Source organism: Sphingobacterium sp. BIGb0165 (assembly GCF_024810095.1).
Classification (GTDB): domain Bacteria; phylum Bacteroidota; class Bacteroidia; order Sphingobacteriales; family Sphingobacteriaceae; genus Sphingobacterium; species Sphingobacterium detergens.
On record NZ_JANUEB010000010.1, the window covers coordinates 121093 to 144386 of the forward strand.

The 23294-nt window shown below is 40.3% G+C and carries 21 protein-coding genes and 1 pseudogene; 11 read left to right on the forward strand and 11 right to left on the reverse strand.

The window, feature by feature from the left end; all coding sequences use genetic code 11:
• Positions 1 to 675: 675 nt before the first annotated feature.
• Positions 676 to 1707 carry a UDP-glucose 4-epimerase GalE gene (gene galE, locus M2408_RS22020; protein ID WP_259186672.1) on the reverse strand — a complete coding sequence of 344 codons (1032 nt, stop codon included), beginning with the start codon at positions 1705 to 1707 and terminating at the stop codon, positions 676 to 678.
• Positions 1707 to 2699, reverse strand: coding sequence for a UDP-glucuronic acid decarboxylase family protein (locus tag M2408_RS22025; protein ID WP_259186673.1), 993 nt, complete (start codon positions 2697 to 2699; stop codon positions 1707 to 1709). The genes galE and M2408_RS22025 overlap by 1 nt, the downstream gene beginning before the upstream one ends.
• Before the next feature lie 66 nt (positions 2700 to 2765).
• Between M2408_RS22025 and M2408_RS22030 the strand changes: the two genes are divergently transcribed.
• Positions 2766 to 4004: a 3-deoxy-D-manno-octulosonic acid transferase gene (locus M2408_RS22030; RefSeq protein ID WP_259186675.1), complete on the forward strand. Its 1239-nt coding sequence runs from the start codon at positions 2766 to 2768 to the stop codon at positions 4002 to 4004.
• A gap of 152 nt (positions 4005 to 4156) precedes the next feature.
• On the opposite strand, the gene M2408_RS22035 is transcribed toward M2408_RS22030, so the two are convergent.
• Both M2408_RS22035 and hemW read right to left on the reverse strand, forming a co-directional pair.
• A complete protein-coding gene (locus M2408_RS22035; RefSeq protein ID WP_259186677.1) occupies positions 4157 to 5605 on the reverse strand; it encodes a glyceraldehyde-3-phosphate dehydrogenase in 1449 nt (482 codons plus the stop codon).
• A 138-nt stretch (positions 5606 to 5743) separates the two neighbouring features.
• Positions 5744 to 6916, reverse strand: a complete 1173-nt coding sequence (hemW, locus tag M2408_RS22040) for a radical SAM family heme chaperone HemW (protein WP_310447504.1) — start codon at positions 6914 to 6916, stop codon at positions 5744 to 5746.
• Between hemW and M2408_RS22045 the strand changes: the two genes are divergently transcribed.
• Together M2408_RS22045 and M2408_RS22050 are read left to right on the forward strand one after the other, a co-directional pair.
• On the forward strand, positions 6815 to 7030 hold the full coding sequence (locus tag M2408_RS22045; RefSeq protein WP_259186960.1) for a hypothetical protein: 216 nt from the start codon (positions 6815 to 6817) through the stop codon (positions 7028 to 7030). The two genes, hemW and M2408_RS22045, sit on opposite strands and share 102 nt — an antisense overlap.
• Positions 7031 to 7125: 95 nt before the next feature.
• A complete protein-coding gene (locus M2408_RS22050; protein ID WP_259186678.1) occupies positions 7126 to 8247 on the forward strand; it encodes a glycoside hydrolase family protein in 1122 nt (373 codons plus the stop codon).
• 109 nt (positions 8248 to 8356) lie between these two features.
• On the opposite strand, the gene M2408_RS22055 is transcribed toward M2408_RS22050, so the two are convergent.
• On the reverse strand, positions 8357 to 10234 hold the full coding sequence (locus M2408_RS22055; RefSeq protein WP_259186679.1) for a M1 family metallopeptidase: 1878 nt from the start codon (positions 10232 to 10234) through the stop codon (positions 8357 to 8359).
• Between the two features lie 160 nt (positions 10235 to 10394).
• Between M2408_RS22055 and M2408_RS22060 the strand changes: the two genes are divergently transcribed.
• On the forward strand, positions 10395 to 11252 hold the full coding sequence (locus M2408_RS22060) for a hypothetical protein (RefSeq protein WP_259186680.1): 858 nt from the start codon (positions 10395 to 10397) through the stop codon (positions 11250 to 11252).
• Positions 11253 to 11329: 77 nt separating this feature from the next.
• Here M2408_RS22060 and M2408_RS22065 read toward each other — a convergent pair whose 3' ends face one another.
• The 6 genes from M2408_RS22065 to M2408_RS22090 all read right to left on the reverse strand — a co-directional run bounded on the left by M2408_RS22065 (position 11330) and on the right by M2408_RS22090 (position 16498).
• Positions 11330 to 12727 carry a rhodanese-like domain-containing protein gene (locus tag M2408_RS22065; RefSeq protein ID WP_259186681.1) on the reverse strand — a complete coding sequence of 466 codons (1398 nt, stop codon included), beginning with the start codon at positions 12725 to 12727 and terminating at the stop codon, positions 11330 to 11332.
• Positions 12728 to 12739: 12 nt separating this feature from the next.
• A complete protein-coding gene (locus tag M2408_RS22070; protein ID WP_259186682.1) occupies positions 12740 to 13555 on the reverse strand; it encodes a sulfite exporter TauE/SafE family protein in 816 nt (271 codons plus the stop codon).
• Positions 13556 to 13613: 58 nt separating this feature from the next.
• Positions 13614 to 14027: a DUF6691 family protein gene (locus M2408_RS22075; RefSeq protein WP_120261836.1), complete on the reverse strand. Its 414-nt coding sequence runs from the start codon at positions 14025 to 14027 to the stop codon at positions 13614 to 13616.
• Complete coding sequence (locus M2408_RS22080) at positions 14028 to 14522, reverse strand: YeeE/YedE family protein (RefSeq protein ID WP_259186683.1); 495 nt, start codon at positions 14520 to 14522, stop codon at positions 14028 to 14030.
• A gap of 148 nt (positions 14523 to 14670) precedes the next feature.
• Positions 14671 to 15111: a hypothetical protein gene (locus M2408_RS22085; protein ID WP_259186684.1), complete on the reverse strand. Its 441-nt coding sequence runs from the start codon at positions 15109 to 15111 to the stop codon at positions 14671 to 14673.
• Entirely contained in the window at positions 15101 to 16498 is a 1398-nt protein-coding gene (locus M2408_RS22090; protein ID WP_259186686.1) for a WG repeat-containing protein, read from the reverse strand. Before M2408_RS22090 ends, M2408_RS22085 begins: the two co-directional genes overlap by 11 nt.
• A 293-nt stretch (positions 16499 to 16791) precedes the next feature.
• Between M2408_RS22090 and M2408_RS22095 the strand changes: the two genes are divergently transcribed.
• The 7 genes and pseudogenes from M2408_RS22095 (at position 16792) to M2408_RS22125 (ending at position 23293) form a co-directional block, all read left to right on the forward strand.
• Positions 16792 to 17472: a response regulator transcription factor gene (locus tag M2408_RS22095; protein ID WP_077438218.1), complete on the forward strand. Its 681-nt coding sequence runs from the start codon at positions 16792 to 16794 to the stop codon at positions 17470 to 17472.
• Positions 17462 to 18844 carry a cell wall metabolism sensor histidine kinase WalK gene (locus M2408_RS22100; RefSeq protein ID WP_259186689.1) on the forward strand — a complete coding sequence of 461 codons (1383 nt, stop codon included), beginning with the start codon at positions 17462 to 17464 and terminating at the stop codon, positions 18842 to 18844. Before M2408_RS22095 ends, M2408_RS22100 begins: the two co-directional genes overlap by 11 nt.
• 153 nt (positions 18845 to 18997) lie before the next feature.
• The gene (locus M2408_RS22105; protein WP_259186690.1) at positions 18998 to 20206 is read left to right on the forward strand and encodes an OprO/OprP family phosphate-selective porin; all 1209 of its coding nucleotides are present in this window, start codon (positions 18998 to 19000) and stop codon (positions 20204 to 20206) included.
• 36 nt (positions 20207 to 20242) lie between these two features.
• Positions 20243 to 20545, forward strand: coding sequence for an urease subunit gamma (gene ureA, locus M2408_RS22110; protein ID WP_046674789.1), 303 nt, complete (start codon positions 20243 to 20245; stop codon positions 20543 to 20545).
• A gap of 14 nt (positions 20546 to 20559) precedes the next feature.
• Positions 20560 to 20856 (forward strand): annotated as a pseudogene (ureB, locus tag M2408_RS22115) (urease subunit beta); the annotation flags it as partial.
• Between the two features lie 81 nt (positions 20857 to 20937).
• Positions 20938 to 22788 (forward strand): urease subunit alpha, encoded by a 1851-nt coding sequence (gene ureC, locus M2408_RS22120; protein ID WP_259186707.1) that lies wholly within the window; start codon positions 20938 to 20940, stop codon positions 22786 to 22788.
• A 10-nt stretch (positions 22789 to 22798) separates the two neighbouring features.
• A complete protein-coding gene (locus tag M2408_RS22125) occupies positions 22799 to 23293 on the forward strand; it encodes an urease accessory protein UreE (protein ID WP_259186709.1) in 495 nt (164 codons plus the stop codon).
• Position 23294 lies beyond the last annotated feature (1 nt).

Consider the following 23294-nt stretch of genomic DNA (forward strand, 5'->3'; position numbering starts at 1 on the left):
TCTTGCTTTGGCCAAGTGAATGCATAGGGCTCTCTACAACTATTTTGAACCCTCCATAGGTCTCTTGGATCTTTGATCGAATTTCTTGCTCTTCTTCTTTGATCTTTTGGAGACTTAATAGATCTTATTGGTTGATTTGTTAATTTACTTGTTCATGTGAAGTGTATGTGTCGACTTCGGAAGTGAGTCAATGCCAGGCTCATGATATTCTTTCGATGATCACAGTGTTCTCGAGGGTCGCCCAATCAAAGTCGTAAAGTACTGGTGTGTATTATTCCTTAGACGATAGTAATCGGTCGGCGGGCAATGAATTCACTTTGCTATGGGATAATACCTTCAGCTTATTCATTCAAATACTGCCTCGGTCGAAGCAATTTAATCGTCTCGGCACATATTCCTTTGCGCATCTGAATGGTTTTCTTGGCACTCGCATGAGTTCTCGGTTTAGAAGGGTCGGTTCTCGGTCAGTGCGGAAGAGAACACCTAATGCGGTTCTTTGTGTAGGTTTGCTAACAAAAATAAGTCGATTTTATCCAAGCTTGCTTCGTTACAAACAAGGGATAGTTTTTGCAAGAAGAGAAAGGATACAAATAATCCAATTTACTATTACCAAAAATATGACCGTCTCAGTTCCCAGGACGGTCATATGAAGTGTAGCGCTCAACGAGCTCCTATTTAATCCAGAGGATTTTCTTTCAGATTTTTTTCCCATGCCCATGCGGAGGCCATCATCTCATCGATACCCAATGCGGCTTTCCAATGCAATTGATCTGCTGATTTGGTCACATCACCATATACCTTGATGATATCACCATCCCGACGCGGGCCAATTTCATAATTCAATTTTTGACCAGAAGCTTTCTCAAATGCCTTGATGGCTTCAAGTACTGAATAGCCATTGCCGGTTCCTACATTGAATACATCATATTTACCGTTAGGGTTTCCTTTTTCCAATAATTTGATCGCAGCGACGTGGGCTTTTGCTAAATCGACCACATGAATGTAATCACGGACACAAGAACCATCAGGCGTGTCGTAATCGTCTCCGAATACTGTTAGTTTCTCTCTTTTCCCGATAGCAGTCTGTGTAATGAATGGTAGTAAATTTTGAGGTACACCATTTGGCAATTCGCCTATCAATGCAGACTCATGCGCACCTACTGGGTTGAAGTAACGTAGGGCGATAATGTTATAGTTATCGTATGCAGTGGCTGTTTCTTCAAGAATCTCTTCGGCGATCTGTTTTGTATTTCCGTAAGGTGAAGTTGCTTTTTTTACAGGAGCACTTTCGGTGACAGGAAGAGTGTCCGGTTCACCGTAAACTGTACAGCTTGAAGAGAATACAAAATTAATCGGTTTATTCCGATAAGATTCCAAGATGTTGATCAGGGAGAAGAAATTATTGTGGTAGTATTTTAAAGGGTTTTGAACGGATTCACCTACAGCTTTGGATGCCGCAAAATGAATAATCCCTGAAATATCGCTGTTATTTTTTACAAATTCATTTACCTTATTGGCATCACAAAGATCGAATTGATGAAATTCGGGTTTAATCCCGATGATTTTTTCTATTTGATCCAATATCTTGATATTTGAATTGGAAAGATCATCAACGATTACAGGAATATATCCTGCCTGATGTAGTTCGACAACTGTGTGAGAACCAATATAGCCTGTTCCGCCTGTGACTAATATTTTTTTGCTCATTATTTTTGATTATAGTATGTAAAGTCTTTATGTGATAAAGTTTCCAAAGGAACCTTTCTGTAAAAATCTATCGTTTTTTCTAAGCCTAATTTTCGGTCTATTTCGGGCTGCCAATTCAATTGTGCCTTCGCTAGACCAATATCCGGTTTACGTTGTTTAGGGTCGTCTATGGGCAACGGCCTATGGCTGATCTTGCTTGAGCTACCGGTTAGTTCTATGATCTCCTGTGCCAACTGCAATAGTGATATTTCGTCGGGGTTGCCTATGTTTATGGGCTGTATACAATCTGAATGCAACAACCTATAAATGCCTTCTATTTGATCATCGATATAACAGAACGACCGTGTCTGTGAACCATCACCAAAAAGGGTAATGTCTTCGCCTCGAATTGCTTGTGCTATAAATGTCGGTATCGCCCGCCCGTCATTGAGACGCATTCTGGAACCAAAGGTGTTAAATATTCTTACAATCCGTGTGTCAAGTCCATGTGCATTATGATAGGCCATCGTAATCGCCTCCTGAAATCTTTTGGCTTCATCATATACCCCTCTGGGACCGACAGGGTTAACATTGCCCCAATAATCTTCTGACTGTGGGGAGACCAAAGGGTCGCCATAGACTTCTGAGGTCGATGCTACTAATATCCGGGCTTGTTTTGCCCTTGCTAGGCCAAGGAGATTATGCGTCCCTAAGGAGCCGACTTTGAGTGTCTGAATCGGGATTTTGAGGTAATCAATGGGACTGGCTGGAGACGCGAAATGGAGGATATAATCCAAATCCCCCGGAATATGCACAAACTTCGAAACATCGTGATGATAAAAGTCGAAATTCTCCAGCTTAAATAAATGTGCGATATTCTGTAGGTCTCCAGTGATCAGGTTATCCATTCCGATAACATCGTAGTCTTCGGCAATAAAGCGATCGCAAAGGTGGGAACCAAGGAAGCCTGCTGCTCCTGTGATCAAAATCCGTTTGCGATGTTTATTTTCCACTCAATGGTTCCTTATTAATGAAATGGGTTTGATATCTTTGACTAAGATAAACATTATTTTAACAACATGCGTTTGCTTTATTCAATTGGAATCTTTCTTTATGGACTCTTATTGCGTATTTTGGCCCCTTTTCACGCCAAAGCGCGCCTCATGGTAACAGGGCGAAAAGACTGGTATTTGCGGATGAAACAATCGGTTGACTCTAGTCAAAAACATATCTGGTTTCACTTCGCCTCATTGGGTGAATTTGAACAGGGCAGACCTGTTTTGGAGGCGGTGAAAAATAATTATTTGGGCCATAAAATAATTGTAACATTTTATTCTCCTTCAGGCTATGAGATCAGAAAGAATACCAATCTGGCGGATCATGTTTTCTATTTACCTTATGACACTGCCCAAAATGCACGGCTGTTTTTAGACCTGATCAATCCCTCATTTGCAGTCTTTACGAAATATGAATATTGGTATTATTATTTTGAAGGTTTAGACAGCAGGTCTATTCCATTATTTCTTGTTTCGGCAATTTTTAGACCGGAACAGATTTTCTTTCAGGCTTATGGTACTTTTTTTCTGAAAATTCTAGGCTTTGTGACTTATTTCTTTGTTCAGAATGAGGAAAGCGTGCGTTTGTTGAAAGAATATGGAATTCGAAATGCGGGATTAGCAGGTGATACACGTTTTGATCGTGTGATCGACCTGCCTAAGGTTCGAAAAGACATACCGTTGATTGCAGATTTCGTAGGAGCGGCTCCTGTTTTGGTGGCTGGAAGTACCTGGCCTGAGGATGAGAAATTATTGAAGGAACTGCTCCAACGGTTTCAAGAATATAAGCTGATCTTAGCGCCACACGAGATCAATGAAGGCCATATTGTCAGTATATTAAATCTGTGGCCTGCAGCCCTTCGTTTTTCAAAAATGACAGAATATGACAGGGCAATTTTAACGGAAGCAAAAGTATTGATCATAGACAATATTGGACTTTTGTCTTCTTTGTATGGTTATGGTCAGGTCGCCTATATCGGTGGCGGATTTGGTGTGGGGATACATAATACACTGGAAGCGGCAACCTATGGAATGCCTGTACTATTTGGCCCCAATTTTAAGAAATTTCAGGAAGCGAAAGATCTGATCGAACTGGGGGGAGGCTTTTCATTTGCTGACATTAAGGGACTTATGGATACCTTTGAACGATTGCAGGATCAATCAAAACGTGCAGAGGCAGCGAGATCTGCGCGCCAATATGTACAGCAAAAAGCGGGCGGCACACCTATTATCATGAAATATTTGAAGAATGCCAATTTATAAAAATATGAAGAAAGTGACTTAAAAGGTAAAAAGCAAACTAGCTGGGAGTTGAATAGCTGAAAAAGAGACGCTTTGGGTAGACGAAAGAAATTAAAGAAAAATAGGGTATCCGATCATTTTGGATACCCTATTTTTATATTGGAAATTGAATTTTAATAATACGTATATCTTCTTACACCCGCAATATGCCGCGATAAACGCATAACTTGATGGGAATAGCCATACTCATTGTCATACCATACATAGAGTACAATATTTTTACCATCAGCTGAAACAATGGTTGCTGGTCCATCAACGACAGCTGCAGCTGTTGTGCCTATAATATCAGTAGATACAAGCTCATCATTGTTTGAGAATTTAATCTGTTCGACAAGATTACCTTCTAATGCACTCGTTTTTAAGAGTGTGTTTATTTGTTCCAGAGATATTGTTGATGTCAATTCTAAATTTAGTATTGCTAATGACCCATTAGGGACAGGCACCCGGATTGCGTTGGAAGTGAGTTTGCCTGTTAATGTTGGAAGGACTTTTGAAACAGCACTGCCGGCCCCAGTCTCCGTAATAACCATGTTCAGGGCCGCAGCACGACCTCTCCTGGATTTTTTGTGCATATTATCCACCAGATTTTGATCATTCGTATAGGAATGGATCGTTTCTATATGACCTTTCAGGATACCTATTTTCTCTTCGAGGACGGCCAAAACTGGCGCAATAGCATTTGTGGTACAGGAGGCTGCTGAAAAGATAGCATGTTTTTCCAGATCTATTGTGCTTTCGTTTACACCGTAAACAATGTTGGGCACACCTTTGCCAGGTGCCGTCAACAATACTTGAGAAGCACCTTTAGAGGTTAAATGGCGTGCAAGTTCTTTTTCATCACGAAAGGCACCTGTATTATCGATAACCAATGCATTATTGATGCCGTATGCTGTATAATCAATATCTTCAGGTTGCTTAGCAGAGATGACGTTGACCGTGATACCATTAATAATTAGCGCATTTTTTTCAGGGTCTGTATAAACTTCACCCTCAAATTCCCCATGTATAGAATCGCTTTTCAGGAGAGCAGCCCTTTTTAACAACGATTTGGAATCATTGGGGTCCCTGGTAACTATTGCCCTTAGACGAAGTTGCTTGCCAGAACCCGATTTATTAATAAGTTCGCGTGCCAGCAGACGACCAATACGACCGAAACCATAGAGCACAACATCGCGTGGTGTTAATTCCTGCCACTCGGCGATTCCCTCTAATTCATTGAAAATAAAAGAAGACAAATCCTCCACATTGATCTGGTCGTTTGTGGCTTTGGTCGCAAGTTTACCGATATCAATTCGAGCGGGAGCCAGATTTGATTTTTCCAATACACGGGCGACATTCAATAGATCAAATATGGTCAGTATACTGCCAGTAAGGACAGTGCTTTCCCGGAGGTGGTTGAGAATCACACTTACTTTTTCATCAACAAGCTGCTCTCTGAACAGAACGAGCTCAATGGCCTGGTTATACCAAAGATTACTAATGATTTGAATCAGTTCAACAGCTGCATTCTGCTGCTCTCTGTAACTTTTGATTTCTGAATCAAAAGAAGGACTATGTAACATAATATTTTTATAATAGATTATGTTGCAAACATAGTATAAACAGCGCTAAAAAAGTGATTTGATTTTCATTTTCGTAATTATTGAAATGAAAATACACTTACCATTATTGTTTTGATAATTTTTTAGACTGTTTTGTTGTTAATTTTCAATAATAAATAATTCGGACATGATATGGTCCGCCATTAGTTTGCCAGAATCTGTTAATCTTAATTTATTATCGTCTAAAATTAATTGTTGCTGCTCGAGAAATGGTGCGGCATCTTCCATTATTTTGCTTCTAACAGAGTAATCAAAATTCTTTTCTAACTGCTGCAGATCAAGCCCCCACATGGTGCGCAGTGAGGTCATAATACACTCGTTAATCTGATCGCGAACAGATAGATGCTCGATCTCCAAGGGGAGCTGGTTGGTCTGTATCGAACCGATATACTTGGCATTATTGGCGATATTCCAAGATCTGGAATGACCATTGAATGAATGGGCCGAAGGGCCGATACCTAGATAATGTTTGCCTTTCCAATAGTTTGTATTATGACGTGCATATAAACCATTTTTAGCAAAATTGGAAATTTCATATTGTTCATAACCCGCACCTTTCAATGTGTCGATCAGCAGGTTCATCTGATCGGCCGCCTGATCTGAATCAATGGCCGGACTCATACCCTTCTTGATGAAATGATCTAGTGCTGTTTTAGCTTCCACAGTCATTGAATAGGAAGAAATATGGGGGATCGCAAAATCGATCAGTTGTTGCATATTGTAACGCCATTTTTCATCCGTCAACAAGGGGTAGCCATAAATAAGGTCACAGGTGATATTCTCAAATCCCGCATCCTGTACACGCATGATTGCTGCGGATGCCTCCTGTCTGGTATGCGCCCGATTCATCCATTTCAGATCTTCCTCAAAAAAAGACTGTACCCCTATACTGAACCTATTCACGGGAGTTGATCTTAATGCATTCACTTTTGCGGCATTGAGGTCATCTGGATTGGCTTCCAACGTAATTTCAGCCTGATCACTTATGTCAAATTGTTTGGCAACAGCATCAATGATCCTTGAGATTTCGTCCGCCTCCAACAGGGAGGGCGTCCCACCACCAAAATAGATGGATTCAACTTTTCTGTCTTCCAAATAGGGAGACCTAAGTTCGATTTCTCGCAAAAGGGCGTTAACCATTTCGGTCTTGTATTGCAGTGAAGTACTGAAATGGAAATCACAATAATGGCAAGCCTGTTTGCAGAATGGGATATGGATGTAAATCATGGGCACAAATATACCAAGACTGGTGCAACTTCGGCGTTTATTCATATTTTTTCTTCCATTTGGGGAGTCGTTTCCCCTATCCTCTTGGATATTTTTATTGGTGAGCAACAGCCAGTGTTATGTCATCTCGATGTTGAATGGGGTTATTTTTGGAAATAGTCTTTTAAAAATAGGAGATAAAGAGTTTGACAACAAAGGAGTTATTTTCTATCTTGATGGTCAGATTCATTTTACATAATCAAAAAACCAATCTTATGAAAATATCTTCCCGTCGTGACTTTCTGAAAAATGTCATTGGTGCATCGAGTATGCTACTGCTTTCACAACAAGGATTTGCTGTGGATAATCGGTATGAAGAAGCATTTATCGATAAGTTGCTCCCAGCACCAAAAGGAGGTGGATTTGCCATGGCAGATTATTGGATATGGGATCCTTCAGTGATTAAGGGGGAAGATGGTAGATATCATATGTTTGCATCACGTTGGAGCAAAAAATATGGCTTTGGTAATTGGGTGACCAATTCGGAAGTCGTGCGTGCGATTGCTGATACACCCGAGGGGCCTTACGAATTTGTTGAGGTGGTATTGCCTGCCCGTGGGAAAAAGTATTTTGATGGTTGTACAACCCACAATCCCCGGATCGTTAAAAACGGTGACTATTATGTACTTTATTATTTTGGAAACAATTATGAGGAGCCCAATCCTAGTTATTCCGAGAATGTTTGGGAATCGGGGCTGGGGCAGAAAGCCTGGATGCATAAACGCATCGGAATGGCTTATTCAAAGTCGATATCAGGTCCTTGGAAGCGCGTCGATCAGCCCATTTTGAATCCGAGGCAAGGCGAGTGGGACGCTTCCATAACATCCAATCCTTCTCCGGTCGTTTTGCCCGATGGAAAGGTATATCTGATCTATAAATCATCACCTGTGAATTATAATCCCCCTTTGCTATTGGGGGCAGCGCAAGCCGAATCGTTCTTGGGACCATATCTTCGTTTATCTGATAAACCTATTTTTTCTTTCCATAGCGATCAAAATCATGAAAATGATGTGGAAGATCCTTTCGTATGGCATAATGGTCAGCATTTTGAATTGATTATGAAAGACCGCTATGGTAAAATCTGTGGGGAAGAGGGTGGCGGTATCCATGCATATTCGAAAGATGGAATTGATTGGCATCTGTCAAAAGCGGTCAAAGCCTATTCCAAGACAATCCGTTGGAATGATGGTACGGTCAGTCATCAAGCTAATTTTGAACGACCATTTTTACTATTTGAAAATGGAAAACCGACTCATCTTTTTGCGGCTACAGGAGATGGAACCGAGTCTTATCAGTTTGAACGGACCTGGAATATGGTCATTCCGTTGAAGGTATAATAAAAGAGCTGTATCAAATTTTTAGTATGATACAGCTCTTTATGATTTTTATGATCTCATCAAAGGAACATCAATCTGTTTATAGATGCTTATTTTTTCAGCATTTGAATTAGCGTGTGAGGCTATTGTTCGCTGATTCTACATCCGCAAGTCGAAGCGATGGATCTATTGTGATTGTTTTTGGTACCTTATTGACTGAAATTTTATATTCAGGGTTTGTCCAGAACCAATCCTTCAGTACCGTGCGTTTTATACCCTTGTAGACCTCAAAATTTTCCTCCGGTTTTTCACCGCGCATTTCACGTAAAGGGATGTAAAATAGCTCTTTGCTTCCATCTTGATATTCTACAAGTATATCGAGTGGCATCGCAAAGTTTGATTTATTGAGCAGTTGAATTTCTGAATCAGTCACATTGCCAATTGCATAATCAATTTGGCGTGTCGTATTGATGAACAAATTGAAATACCACTTCAGGTTTATTCCGGATACATCCTCTGCAACACGTTTGAAATCATTCGGTGTAGGATGTTTGAATTTCCAGATGTCGTAGAATTTCAAAAAGGTTTTCTCTAGATTTTCCTGGCCGATAATGTAGCCTAATTGCTCCGCTAGCACAGCACCCTTATTGTAAGCCTCATTACTATACCCATAATTTGTATTGTAATAATCCGCAAGCAGGCTCATCGGCTCTTCCTTGCCCGAAAGCGCTAATTTATAATAAGCCCGATAAGCATCGATAAGAGGATTGGATGCAATGGCTCCCCTTTTTTCGAAGAGATGCTGCATGGCCAATTCTTCCACATAGGAAGTAAATCCTTCATCAAACCACTCATCTACGGTTTCATTGATTCCAAATAAATGTTGATACCAGGAGTGAGCAGATTCGTGAAAAATTACACCAACAAGGCTTTTCAGATTACGACCTCCGGTAATCAAGGTTGCTGTTCCATATTCCATACCACCGTCACCGCCTTGGATGATGGTGTAAGTTGGCCATGGGTACGTACCAAACTTAGCGCTGCAAAAATCGAAAAATTCAGTAGATAGGCCCAGAGCTGTCTTCCAATTTGAAATGACCTCTTTGTCAGTAGGAAGGTAAACCGTATACACTTTGATTCCATTTTTGCTAGCTGCTGAGTCTACAACAAATTTGGGATCTGCAGCCCAAACGAAATCGTGAATATTTTGGGCTTTGTAATGCCATGTAGCCTTACCATTGCTGGCTTTTACCTTGGCTTTTTCCTGATAGCCTTTTACCTCATCTGGATTTTGAAGAACACCTGATGCACCGACAACATAATTCTTGTTGAGGTGTATAGTGACGTCAAAGTTGCCGAAAGGGGCTATAAACTCACGGCCGATATATTCATCGAGATGCCAGCCAAATTCATCGAACTGTGCCATCTTCGGATACCATTGTGCCATAGAAAGCGCCACGCCTTCTGCCGAATTGCGACCTGACCTCCGGATCTGTTCAGGTACCTGTGCGGTCCATTCTATATTAAAACTAGCTGTTTCTCCGTCCTGGATCGCAGTGGGTAGGGTGACTTCTAGTATGGTGCCGTCAATCTTATAGCTTGTATTGACCCCATTCATGCTGAGGCTTTTTATTTTTTGGTAACCGATCTGGTTTGGTTGTAAGGTTTCGATACGGCTTTGCAATATTGGTTTTTCTTTGGTGCCAATATTTGATACCATCCGTTTATCTGGATCACTGATATTTTTCAACCGGTAATCCATCATTGATCCTGGTTGGAATGCGTTAAAATATAAATGAAAATAGACTTTTTTTAAGGATTGGCCTGAATTGTTGCTATATTTCAAAGCCATTTTTCCATCATATTGATAAGCTTTTTCATCCACGTTGACATCCATTGTATAGTCAACCTTCTGCTGCCAGAATCCTTTTCTCTGGGCCTTTACTTCCTGTCCTCCAATATTTATGACACATATAAGTGCTAGAAAGGACAATATTTTGATTTTCATGTTCCAAACTTACAAAATTGTCTCAAGAAATGCCGATTAATCATCCCAATCGAGGTAAATGTCATCAAATCTTGACGAAAAGTGATTTGATTATTAATAATTGGCTTGGTTTTGGTTAGAAAATTTATCTGATGAGTTACCAAATATTACAAATAAATTTATGGAAAATCTGTATTATAAACCTTCGGGGAAGGTGCCTGCTTTCGCATTAATCGGTTCGCTTGTATTAGGTATTGTAGGATCAATTATTTTGGCAATAGTCTATATCGCCTTACAGTGGTTTATTCCGATTGTCTATTTCAATGTCTTTATCACACTTGGATTTGGCGCAGGACTGTTTTATCTGCTTAATTTTTGTTTCAAACAATGGAAGCTCAGGAATAAAGGTGTTGCGATTCTCATCACACTGATCGTTGCTATAGTTGGTTTTTATGCACAGTGGGCTTTGTTTGTTTCGTTGATGTATAATGCTGAAGGTACCATGGGTGGAGACACCTGGGTAAAATCTTCTTTTAGCCTAGAAGGCTTTAAAGCATTTTTTATGCACCCCTCTTTTATCTGGGAGGCACTACAGGGGCTAAATGAGGTTGGTACATTTACACTGAAGAAATCACCTGTTTCTGGAGCGATGCTTTGGGCCGTATGGGGAATCGAAATGGGAATTATCCTTATTACGCCAATCATCATGGCTTTTCGGGGTATTACCATTTATCCTTTTTCAGAGAAAGACGAGATCTGGATGAACAAACGGATTTTACCGGGGCGATTAAAGTTTGTTGAGGACAAAGATGCTACGGCGAACACATTGGCCAATCATGATTTTGCCTATGTCTACGATCATCTTTCCGATGAAGAAGAGCATTTTTCTTTTGCAACGGCAGAAGTGTACGAATCGGATACCGATGACCATCAATACCTGACCATCTATAATCATCAATTCGTGGAGAAGAAAGGAAAGATGGAGGAAAAGAAAGATGAGGTTATTGAATTTCTTCGAATTAACAGGAATAGCTTATAGAAGCAGCTGAATGACTGAGATTATGTGAAAATAAAATAGCTCCAGGATTTATTTCTGGAGCTATTTTATTCAACAGGCTATTTAACTAATAGACCACCTTTTGCTTTCCAGTCATTGATGGACGCACTATATATTTTAATGTCTTTAATCCCATTTTTAGCTAAGATCGAAGCTGCAATTGTCGCCCGGTCTCCAGATTGACAATGCAGGTATAATTCTTTTGTGCGATCAATTTTGTCTAGATTGTCTTCAATTGTTCCAACAAAGAGATGTGTGGCATGTGGTAGATGTCCTGCTGTAAATTCGGCTGTATTCCTGACATCGAGAATCTGAACGTTGGGATTGTCAAGGACATCATTCATTTCCTGAAATCCGATAAGCTGTTGTTGTTCCAAAGGAATTCCCAATTGTGGAATGGCGTCGACTGTAATATATCCGACAACATTGTCAAGACCTATGCGCATTAATTTACGTGCAATTTCGTCCTGTTCGTTTTCATCTATGATAAGAATAAATGGCTTTGTGTAATCCAGTATCCAGCCGGCCCAGGTGTTGAATGTCCGATTATGTTGTATGTTGATGCTGTTGGGAAGATAACCTTTCGCAAAATCAAATTTATGTCGTGTATCGATGACTGTGGTACCTGACTGATACAGTCTGGTGAATTCTTCCATCGAAAGCTTGGGATACTGAGGTACGCTCGTCTGTAGCGGACGCATGATTTTGTTGAGTTTCTTCATCATGGCAAAATAGCGCGGCGGCTCAGGCTGTCCTTCTAAGAGTTCCGCAACAAAATCACTTTCATTATTTTGATATTGAAACGCCCAGTTGCGTATCCGTTCATAACCAACCGTTGAACTAGGTACAGCACCCAATGCTTTGCCGCATGCTGATCCAGCGCCATGGGCAGGCCACACTTGGATATAATCTGGTAAAGTCAAAAAATGCTGTAAAGACTTAAACATCTGCTGTGCACCAACTTCTTTGGTACCAATAAATCCAGCGGCATTCTCCAAAAGATCTGGACGGCCAATGTCTCCAACAAATACAAAATCACCTGTAAATATCATCACCGGATCCATTGTTGCTGGCGTGTCAATTAAAACAAAACTAAGACTCTCAGGCGTATGTCCAGGGGTATGGAGCACCTTAAAAATTAGATTTCCAAGATGGATCTGATCACCATCTTTTAATCCGATATGGGGAAACTCATATTGCCAATCTTCGCCTCCTTCGTCGGAAAGGTAACATTGGGCGCCTGTTAGTTCGGCTAATTCCAATGTTCCGGAGAGATAATCAGCATGGATATGTGTTTCGGCAATATGTGTAATTTTTAAATTGTTTTTTGCTGCAATCTCTAAGTAAGTGTCGACATCTCTTTTAGGGTCAATTACCATGGCAACACCTTTGGCCTGACAGCCAATTAAATAACTTGAATGTGCTAAAGATGACTCGAAAATGTGTTGAAAAAACATAACATATGATTTTTAGTGATTTACGAATTGAATGATTTCGAAAGTAAGAATTAGGATACCGATACTGATCAGGAAATAACCAAAGATCCCCTGTAGTCGTACCACCTCCAATTTGTCTTTCCATTTGGAACCAATCTGAAGGCCTATTAAAGTGATTAACGTAAAAGTAAGCAATATCGGCCAATTCATATGGTTCAATAGCTGGTAGTTTGCAACCAGACCAAAGGAGGCGTTTAACCCAATGATGAATAGCGATGTCGCGATAGCCTGTTTTAATGGAATCCCCAAAAGGAGTACCAACGAGGGTACAATAATAAAGCCGCCTCCGGCACCGACAAGTCCTGTCATGACACCGACAAGCAGGCCCGCGATAATTATTCTGAGGACTTGACCAATATGCATCGTGACAGCTGGTATTTCGACCTGTTTCCTTCTGCGGATCATTGCCAGCGCGGAAATCAGGATAACAATCGAAAACAGCAGCATAATAACGTGATTTCTGGAGACCGTTATTTCCGCAAGATCAAATTGCGCTGGTATGGCAGCCAATAGGTGGCGCTTGGTCAAGTAGACCGAGAGTAAAGACGGAACCAAAAAGAATGCTGTGGTTTTTAGATCTATTTCGCCTCTGGTCAGGGGTTTAATTGAGCCGATTATGGCCAGTATTCCAATGGAAAACAGGGAATAATCAAGCGCATATTGGGGCTCAATATGAAATAGGTACACGAAGATCGGTAGTGTTAAAATACTGCCGCCACTCCCCATCAAACCCATTGATAGCCCAACCAATATCGCCAATAAAAAGCCAATTATAAATAGTAGTTCCATTTTTGCTAAATCAAATGCTATTGTTATACCCACAGACTCATGATCATCTATTCTCGGCTTAATGAGGTAGCTTGTGTCTAATTAAACCATAGATCCATGTCCCCAGGATGGCGAAGATCAGTACAATGCCTAATGTCCAATAGCCTGAGCCGATCAATGCAAACATAGGCCCCGGACAGGCTCCTGACAATGCCCAGCCCAGTCCGAAAATGGTACCACCGACCAGATAGCGTGTGATGCTTTTGTCTTTAGCCTGAAATGCAATCTGCATCCCATTGCTGTCTTTAATCTGTTTCCGTTTGATAATTTGTACAATGATAATCGCTGTTGCGAGCGCCGTACCGATCATGCCATACATATGGAAAGAGCGAAACTGAAACATCTCATAAATGCGATACCATGAAGCTGCTTCTGATTTGTATAAAATGATCCCAAATAAGATCCCGATCAATATAAATTTTACTGCTTTCATTTATGCGAAGATTAAAGGAAATAAGAAGTGAACCATGATAATTCCACCTATAAAAAAGCCAATGACAGCAATTAAAGAGGGAAGCTGGAAATTACTGAGTCCTGAGATGGCGTGTCCAGAGGAGCAGCCTCCGGCATATCTTGTCCCGAAGCCAATCAATAGTCCACCAATGCTTAGTATTAAAAACTGAAACCAAGAACCATTAAAAATAAAGATAGATTCGGGAAGATAGCCCTGTAGATGATCTATTATTCCCAGTTCTTTGAGGTCAGCTATGCTTTTTGCATTGATTTGCGCAGCGGAGCCGTCGCTTAAAAAGTAATGGGCAATGAATCCTCCAATGGCGGTCCCGAGTACCACAAGAAGGTTCCAGGATTGCGTCCTCCAGTCGAAGCGAAAAAAAGAGGATGATTTACCGGCACCTAATACCGTACACATCGTTCGCAGATTATTCGACATCCCGAAATCTTTTCCTTGTTTTAGCAATAAGTACATGACTAATGCAATTAAAGGCCCTGAAATATACCAAGGCCATGGTTGTTTGATGTATTCCAATAACATAGCTTGTTCTTAATTTATATGACAAAGGTACATACCGCTATTACAAAAAACGGTAACAAATGTTACCGTCGAATGTATGTTATTACATATCGTAATACTCAATATTAGCCTCTTTGATTGCTTGGGTCAATAGGGGCAGATCATCTTCTTTCTGAAATAATTTATTACGCCAGGTACGAAAAGCGGAGCCTTTGTTTTGGTTTATAATAATCAAATTGCCGCCGGAGCGCCTGAGATTTCGAATATGTGAAATGTTGCTCAATGGAAATTCAACTGTTTTTTTTGAATTGCTGACGGTGAGTGTATCTTCATCCAACCGCCATGTGGAGTCCAATGTAGAACACTTGATCGCAAAATACAGTGCAAGGGGAACCATCAAAAGAGCGATGATGATCTTATAAATTTCTTGAATCGGAACTTTCGACATCCCTATCCCTATCAATAGAATCGAGGTCAATAGAATAAACATGTATTTCCCGCGATGCAATGTTGAAAGATAGAATGTTTGTGGATTACTCTTCATACTTTTTTATAAACTTTCCTTTTGCATTAATATAGTAAAAATTCTCCAGGTCTTCGCTGACCAAGGCTAATCCATTTTCAAAGGGTTGTGCATTTTGGAATTTAAAAAGAATGACCACTTTGCCACTGTAGTCGAGATATCCATACTTGTTGTCTTTAAAAACCAATAATAATTTCTCGCCGGCAAAAGATAAATATTCCTGACCTGTAGGTAACAATTTTTTGCCGGATTTGTCAACTAACTGATAGGTTAGATTTTCGACAATCAGTGCTAGATTGTCGCGATACTCCGCAATAGTTTCGTATTTCGCAGGAATCAATACATTCCCTTTTAGATCGAGTACACCAGTAAAGTCTCCTTCGTTATATAAGGCATAGCTTAAACTTGGGACGGAGATGAAATCATATTTTGCAGCAAGTAATAGTTTGCCGCTGTTATCCAACAGACCATACTTCTGATCTTTCATAAATACTAATGGCGCACCTTCGGTATCTAAACTCAACGATTCGTATTGACAAGGAATAACTTCTTTTCCTTGTAAGTCGATCAGGCCGAACATTTGAGCTGCATCGGTGACGATTGCATAATCACCAACATACGCATAGATTGAAGCATATTTTGCTGGCGTGAGTTTATTGCCTAAGCTATCCTGTACGCCAAAAAATTCAGTATTGGGATCTTGATACCAAGATAAATGATCATTTAGAGCAGAGTCGGTCGCAGTTTCTTCTGCTTCTCCTTCTTCATAACCTTCTGGAATTTCGAATAATGCCGTATCGTAAGGGACTTCTTCAACTTTCGTCGCTTGGATTCCTAAACCTGCGGCACCGATAGATAGCGCTGCTCCGGGTACCTTTTCAAGGTAGTCATAGGTTCCCCAATATAATTTAGGCAATTGCTCTGCATACCAGACCGTGATTTCAGTCTGTTTATCCTTACTGCCAGCTAGATTAAATGTTGCTTTTTTGCAGGACAATCCTGCGATAACTTTCTTTTCATTCGGAATTAAGCTCATTTCAAAATCACTAGAGTAAACGTAATCTCCACCCGCTGATGTTTCAATAAGCTTACCGGAAGCAAGATCCGTTGAAGTATATGTTTTGCTATTTTCGTCTATCAGATAAGAAGTCTCGTCTTTGATGTTGCTGATCTGTATGGATTTTCCAAACAGCAAACTTTCTACACGCATTTGGTCCTTACAAATATAGGCGTGCATCAATGCCTCTCCGTTTCCGGCCAAAATTTTGATAAATTCAGAAGCTGATGTATCTGTACCTGTTTCGGGGTCGGCAAATTGATAAGTTATTTTAAAGACCTTTTGTTGAGCCGAACTTATTTTAACAAAAACTAATGTGAAAAAGGCTATGCAAAGGAAAAAATGTTTCATTGGAAATACAAATTAAGATACGAAAGTATTGAAATTTGGTTGGTTTGTAAAATAATCTTTTGCCGATTGAGAAAAATCATGCAGAAATTTTGATAATATTGTATCCAAATGCCATTTTGTAAAATAGGCGATGATAGTAGATTGGAAAATAATGTGCGCGTTTCTATCATCAAGAAAATATCATATAAAAGTCAAGAGTTTGTGATTTTCATGGTATTCAGTAGCTTAGGTAAGACGTGCAGCGATATTTTCGTATTTTACAAACCTTAAATTTACTTTTTAAAACAATATCTGTGGAACTACTGCTTATAGAAGACGAACCGTCGGTCATATCCTTGATAGAAAGAGGGCTAAAGGAAGAAGGCTATAACATTAGCATTGCAATGGATGGCTATACAGGTCTAAAAATGGCCGGATTAAATCATTATGACCTCATCTTGTTGGATGTTATGCTTCCCGGCATGAATGGTCTTGATGTGTGTAAAAACATCCGGATGTCCAATAATGAAGTTCCGATTATTATCCTCACTGCATTGAACCAAACCGAAGATATTGTGGAAGCTTTTGAACGTGATGCGGACGACTACCTGACCAAACCGTTTCGCTTGGAGGAACTAAAGGCTCGTATAAATCGCTATAGCCGTAAGTCCAAAACGGTGACCGAACAAAAGAATGTCTTGACATTTGATGATCTGCAATTGGATCGGGATAGTAAATCTGTTCAACGTGGAGAATCTCCAATCATACTTACAGCCACCGAATTCCGCTTACTGGAATTCTTGATGCTCAATCGGAATAAGGTATTGACACGAATAGACATCCTGGAGGAAGTATGGGGTATGGATGTCGATTTAAGTACCAATGTTGTGGATGTTTATGTCAATTATTTACGTAAAAAAATTGACAAACAATTTGCCCGTAAACTGATCCATACAGTTATTGGTATGGGCTATGTTATCCGTCATGAAAATTAGGACCAAGATTGTACTCTTATTTTCTATTATCAGCACGCTTCTGCTTGTTGTCTTTGCCTTGTATGTCTCTTATTTTACCTATGATAGTTTGCAGACCAAGTTTTTTCACCGGTTAGAAGAAAACGCGGTCATCGTAGGTGACCATATTGTCAACCAGAAGGAAGAAAACAAGGAACTCTATATTCAAGTAAAACGTAAATACCTCAAACAGCTATCTGAAGGAACAGATCATTTGCTCCGTGTGGTAAAAGGCAGTGACAGTATCCGTTTTAAACCCAATTTACCCATGCCCATGAGCTTCTATAAAGATGTGCTGCGGTACGGCAAAGGTAGGTACATGCATAATGAAACTGCGTTTGTAGCGGTGTTTTTTAAAGATCAACTCCATCACGATAATTTAATTGTTGTGTCGGAAGGAGTTGATGAATATGGCCATGATGAACAACGACAATTGGATCGTACCTTGATCACAGGTGGATTCTTAGCAATTCTATTGATTATCCTCATGTCATTTTATTTTGCAGATCGACTACTAAAGCCTATAAAAGATATCAACAGTGATTTGGGAAAAGTGGATATTGCTAATCTGGATTATAGACTGTCCAGTAAATTCAGCAATGCCAAAGATGAGCTAGGGGTATTAATTGCAAACCTCAACTCGATGCTCAGTCGTTTGGATATTTCTGTACAGTCCCAGCAGAGTTTTATCGGAAATGCATCCCATTCATTAAAGACTCCTTTAACAATTATTGGTGGTGAGGCCGAACTTGCACGAAATCTAATCCCCAAAGAACACGAAGCCTACTATTCATTGGAGACGATTTCCAAGTATGCGGATAAGATGGAACTCATTATTAATAATCTCCTTCAATTATCCCGTATGGGCTTTAAAGGAGAGGTAGATAATAAAGTGCTCATTCGCATTGACGAATTGCTCTATGAAATTTATAAGGCGGAACGAAGCATTCATAAAGATTTTAGGTTGTCATTTGATCTTACTCAAATCCCTGAGGATAGCGATGAGCTAACTGTATTTGCTAATCCCGATCTGTTCTATATTGCATTTAGCAATATTATCTCCAATGCGTATAAATATGGCAATGGTGAGCAGGTCCAGGTTGCTATTAGCTGTAATGACCGAAATATTACAATTAAAGTATTTGATAAAGGGATCGGAATTCCGCAGAAAGATCAGCCCCATATTTTTACTTCGTTTTATCGTGCTTCCAATGTCGGGGATATCTATGGAAATGGCCTGGGGCTTGTTTTAGCCAAGAATATCTTCGATCTTCATGGCGCTGAGCTCAACCTTTATTCTGCAGAAGGGCAAGGTACCCAGGTTGTTGTCACGCTGCCTAAAATTGCTTTCTAATCTCATTTTAATCTCATCCTTATTCCATTTTTAATTTGCCGTGATATACTTGTACCAGAGATAGGTATATCATATGAAACCATCACGATTTATTCAAACCTATAAAGGAATAAATCTGATAGCTTCATCACCAACAAAAAGCAAGTTATACGGATGAAAAAAACACTTTCACTTATTACAACGTTGGGTTTGGGCATTGCGGCATTACATGCGCAGGAACAGGCTCCAACAGATTCCATTCCAGCAGAAAGAAATAGCTTATTATCCAGAAGTAGTTTATTGTCAAAAGAACCAGCTAGGGCAAAATCATTTCAATTGGATGTTTTGCTGCGTGCAGGCCTGCAGGCTGATAACAGCGATGGCTCCGGTCAGGCAAAAGCAAATTTGGACGATGCCCGCATCTTGATGAGCGGTGATTACAATGATCAGCTTTCGTATAAAGTACGTTTTCGTCTGAATAGATCATTTGCACCAACCAGTCAGGACAATGGATCAAGGGCATTGGATATGGCCTATATCAAATACAAGTTTGGAAAGGATCTGAAATGGTCCGTCACAGCGGGTAAACAGAGTGCTATCGTAGGTAGCTACGAGTTTGAAAATAATCCTATTTACGAGTATAAATTCACGGATTATGTTGACCGTATCCTGAATTTATTTGTGGTCGGGGGAACATTGTCCTATGAAGTTAACCCTAATCATTCCTTACATGCACAAGTTTATAATACGACAAACGATAGTTTTATGGATGTGCATACCAAAAATGGTTTTGCAGTAGGTGATTTAGAGCGATCTGATGTGCCAATGGGTGCTTACTTTACTTGGGTAGGAGCCTTTATGGATAAAAAAATCAATACGAAATGGTCCTATAATATCTCTCAGTTTGCGAAGGGGCATACCAATCATTCCATCTCTTTGGCAAACAAGTTTAAAACGCCGAAGCAAATGGTCTATTTAGACCTGCAATATTCTTATCTAGGTGTTGACCATGCCTTGATTGCATCATCGACAATCAATGACTTTTATGGACGTACGGGGACAGGACGCGTTTTGGCAAAGGATGCCAATTACGCTTCGGCAATTGTACGATATGATCAATTTTTAAGTGAAAAATGGGAGGTCGCTCTGAAAGGTGGTTATGAGACTGCCGGATCGAGATATGACGATCAAGTTGGCAAAAATTTCCGTCAAAACTGGACCTACTTTGCTACCCTACAACATAAGCCTTTTCATAATCAGGATTTGCGATTCTACCTTGGTTATGTAGGTAATACAGTAAACTACAAGGGACATATGGATATGGGTAAAAGTCAATATAACCGTGTTGCCTTTGGAGCATATTTTACAATTCCGGTCTTGTAATAATTCCTTTAACAAAATAACAAATAATTATTTTTTATGCGTTTAACACCAAGAGAAACAGAAAAGCTGCTATTGCATTTAGCAGGAGAATTGGCAGCAAAGCGACTAAAGCGCGGGGTGAAACTAAATTACCCTGAATGTATTGCCTATATCAGTGCTCAGATTATGGAGGAAGCAAGAGATGGTCGGTCTGTTGCGGACTTAATGTCTTATGGTACGACCTTATTGAAAAGAAGCCAGGTGATGGAAGGTGTCCCTGAGATGATCCATGACGTGCAGATTGAGGTTACTTTTCCGGACGGTACCAAGTTGGTAACAGTTCATGATCCTATTCGTTAATAAATCTTAATCATATGATTCCAGGAGAATACATTTTAAAAAAAGAAGAAATCAAGGCTAACGTGGGGCGTAGAACCACTAGCGTTGTTGTAAAAAATGAAGGCGATAGACCGATTCAGGTGGGTTCGCACTATCATTTTTTTGAAGCGAACAAATTGCTTTCGTTTGACCGCGAAAAAGCATTTGGTATGCGCTTGAATATTCCTGCAAGTACGGCAGTACGGTTTGAACCAGGTGAACAGAAGTCTGTTGTACTGGTTGAATTTGGAGGAAGCAAAGAAATTCACGGTTTCAATGGATTGACAAATGGTAAGTATACGGACCAAAATGTCAAATCGAAAGCTGTTGAGAAAATGAAAAAATTAAAATTCAGACAATCTAAATAATATAGAATGGGAGGATGGAATAGACGCGAATGGATTAAGGTTGTAGGACTCACGACATTGGGATCTACCGTTGGTCTACATGCGCTTGGTTTAGATAAACTAGGTTTAGACAAATCATCTGTTAAATATATTGATGGGGAACTTTATATCCCTAGAGAAAAATATGCTGCTCTTTTTGGCCCGACCACGGGTGACAAGGTGCGTTTAGCTGATACGGAGCTGTTTATAGAAATTGAAAAAGATTTTAACGTATATGGCGAAGAAAATAAATTCGGTGGTGGTAAGACGATCCGGGATGGTATGGGGCAATCTGCCCGTGCCATGCGTGATGAGGGTGTTTTAGACTTCTGTATTACCAATGTAATCATTATTGACCACTGGGGTATTGTGAAAGCTGATATCGGAATCAAGGATGGTAAAATTGTTGGAATCGGAAAGGCAGGTAACCCTGACGTACAGGATGGTGTAACCGAAGGTATGATTATCGGAGCTTCTACCGAAGTGCATGGTGGTGCAGGTTATATCCTTACTGCTGGCGGTATTGATACACACATTCACTTTATATCACCACAACAGATCGAGACTGCGTTATACTCAGGTGTAACTACATTTATCGGCGGTGGTGCCGGTCCAGCAGATGGTACTCTGGCAACAACTGTTACTTCGGGTAAATGGTATATCGAGCGTATGTTTGAAGCGTTTGAAAACCTACCGATCAACGTTGGTTTCTTCGGTAAAGGTAACGTTTCGACAACTAAGCCGATCGAAGAGCAAATAGAAGCTGGTGCATTAGGGGTGAAAATCCATGAAGACTGGGGGGCTACGCCTGCGACTATCGATGCAGCGTTAAAAGTTGCTGATAAGTACGACGTACAGGTGGCTATACATACGGATACATTGAATGAAGCTGGTTTCTTAGAAGATACAGTTGCCGCAATCGATGGTCGTGTTATCCACACGTTCCATACAGAAGGAGCTGGTGGTGGACACGCACCTGATATCATCAAAATTGCGATGTATCCAAACATTCTCCCTGCATCTACCAACCCGACAAAACCGTTTACAGTGAATACCGCAGAAGAGCATCTTGATATGTTAATGGTCTGCCATCACTTGGATAAAAATGTGAAAGAAGATGTTGCCTTTGCAGATTCACGTATCCGTCCGCAAACGATCGCCGCTGAAGATATCCTTCAAGATATGGGGGTATTCTCTATTATGAGTTCGGATAGTCAGGCGATGGGACGTGTAGGTGAAGTTATCTCGCGTACATTCCAGACGGCACATAAAATGAAGATACAACGTGGTCCTCTGGCTGAAGATAAGGGTAAGGATAATGACAACTTCCGTGTAAAACGTTATGTGTCCAAATTTACAATCAATCCTGCAAAAGCGCATGGTATTGATAAATATATCGGATCTATTGAGACAGGTAAATATGCCGATTTGATCTTGTGGAAGCCAGAGTTGTTTGGTGTGAAGCCGGAGTTGATTATCAAAGGTGGTATGATCCTAGGTGCGAAAATGGGCGATGCGAATGCTTCTATCCCTACACCACAGCCTATTATCTACAGACCGATGTTTGGAAACTATGGTAAGGCAGTGTCAAAATTGTGTTTCAACTTCGTTTCAAAAATATCTTTAGAGAATGGAAATATCCAAAAATTGAATTTATCACGTAAATGTTTGCCAGTAGAAGGCTGTCGTACAGTGATGAAAAAGGATATGGTACATAATCATGCCACACCAAATATCGTGGTCAATCCAGAAACCTATGAAGTAACAGTGGACGGTGTTTTAGCTACTTGTGAGCCATTAAAAGAGCTTCCAATGGCACAACGTTACTTCCTGTTCTAATTCAGCATATATGATTTTAGCAAGAGACATTAAAGGCAATATTTGGGCAGAAGGTAAGGAGCAGGATGCTGCGGAACTTGATTTTTTAGAGCTTGAATGGTTTGATACCGAGCGACGTGTCATTCGGGGATTTACCGTTCAGGGCCGAGAGATCGGATTTAAAAATCTGGGTGAAGACTCTTTGTTCGATGGTGATATCCTGTTTGAAACCGAGGAACTCCGTATCGTTGTCCGAATATTGCCCTGTCCTTGTTTGGTTGTACGACCAAAAAATGTATTGGATATGGCAAGAATATGTTTAGAAATAGGCAATAAGCATATCCCTGTTTTTATCAACAAAGATCATGAAATCATAGCGGCTTACGAAAATCCGCTATGGGAACAATTACAGCGGGCAGGATTTACACCAACGAAAGAGTCACGGGTAATTGAACGCACGCATACATTGCGCATACATCAGTATGCCGTAGTGCAAAATAAAATCACACTAGCAAAGGAGATATAAT

Excerpts from the sequence above, each read along its gene's own strand:
- galE (WP_259186672.1), bottom strand. The coding sequence starts at position 1,707 with ATGAGCAAAAAAATATTAGTCACAGGCGGAACAGGCTATATTGGTTCT.
- M2408_RS22030 (WP_259186675.1), top strand. The coding sequence starts at position 2,766 with ATGCGTTTGCTTTATTCAATTGGAATCTTTCTTTATGGACTCTTATTG.
- M2408_RS22035 (WP_259186677.1), bottom strand. The coding sequence starts at position 5,605 with ATGTTACATAGTCCTTCTTTTGATTCAGAAATCAAAAGTTACAGAGAG.
- M2408_RS22045 (WP_259186960.1), top strand. The coding sequence starts at position 6,815 with ATGGAAATCACAATAATGGCAAGCCTGTTTGCAGAATGGGATATGGAT.
- hemW (WP_310447504.1), bottom strand. The coding sequence starts at position 6,916 with ATGAATAAACGCCGAAGTTGCACCAGTCTTGGTATATTTGTGCCCATG.
- M2408_RS22050 (WP_259186678.1), top strand. The coding sequence starts at position 7,126 with ATGAAAATATCTTCCCGTCGTGACTTTCTGAAAAATGTCATTGGTGCA.
- M2408_RS22055 (WP_259186679.1), bottom strand. The coding sequence starts at position 10,234 with ATGAAAATCAAAATATTGTCCTTTCTAGCACTTATATGTGTCATAAAT.
- M2408_RS22060 (WP_259186680.1), top strand. The coding sequence starts at position 10,395 with ATGGAAAATCTGTATTATAAACCTTCGGGGAAGGTGCCTGCTTTCGCA.
- M2408_RS22065 (WP_259186681.1), bottom strand. The coding sequence starts at position 12,727 with ATGTTTTTTCAACACATTTTCGAGTCATCTTTAGCACATTCAAGTTAT.
- M2408_RS22070 (WP_259186682.1), bottom strand. The coding sequence starts at position 13,555 with ATGGAACTACTATTTATAATTGGCTTTTTATTGGCGATATTGGTTGGG.
- M2408_RS22075 (WP_120261836.1), bottom strand. The coding sequence starts at position 14,027 with ATGAAAGCAGTAAAATTTATATTGATCGGGATCTTATTTGGGATCATT.
- M2408_RS22080 (WP_259186683.1), bottom strand. The coding sequence starts at position 14,522 with ATGTACTTATTGCTAAAACAAGGAAAAGATTTCGGGATGTCGAATAAT.
- M2408_RS22085 (WP_259186684.1), bottom strand. The coding sequence starts at position 15,111 with ATGAAGAGTAATCCACAAACATTCTATCTTTCAACATTGCATCGCGGG.
- M2408_RS22090 (WP_259186686.1), bottom strand. The coding sequence starts at position 16,498 with ATGAAACATTTTTTCCTTTGCATAGCCTTTTTCACATTAGTTTTTGTT.
- M2408_RS22100 (WP_259186689.1), top strand. The coding sequence starts at position 17,462 with ATGAAAATTAGGACCAAGATTGTACTCTTATTTTCTATTATCAGCACG.
- M2408_RS22105 (WP_259186690.1), top strand. The coding sequence starts at position 18,998 with ATGAAAAAAACACTTTCACTTATTACAACGTTGGGTTTGGGCATTGCG.
- ureA (WP_046674789.1), top strand. The coding sequence starts at position 20,243 with ATGCGTTTAACACCAAGAGAAACAGAAAAGCTGCTATTGCATTTAGCA.
- ureC (WP_259186707.1), top strand. The coding sequence starts at position 20,938 with ATGGGAGGATGGAATAGACGCGAATGGATTAAGGTTGTAGGACTCACG.
- M2408_RS22125 (WP_259186709.1), top strand. The coding sequence starts at position 22,799 with ATGATTTTAGCAAGAGACATTAAAGGCAATATTTGGGCAGAAGGTAAG.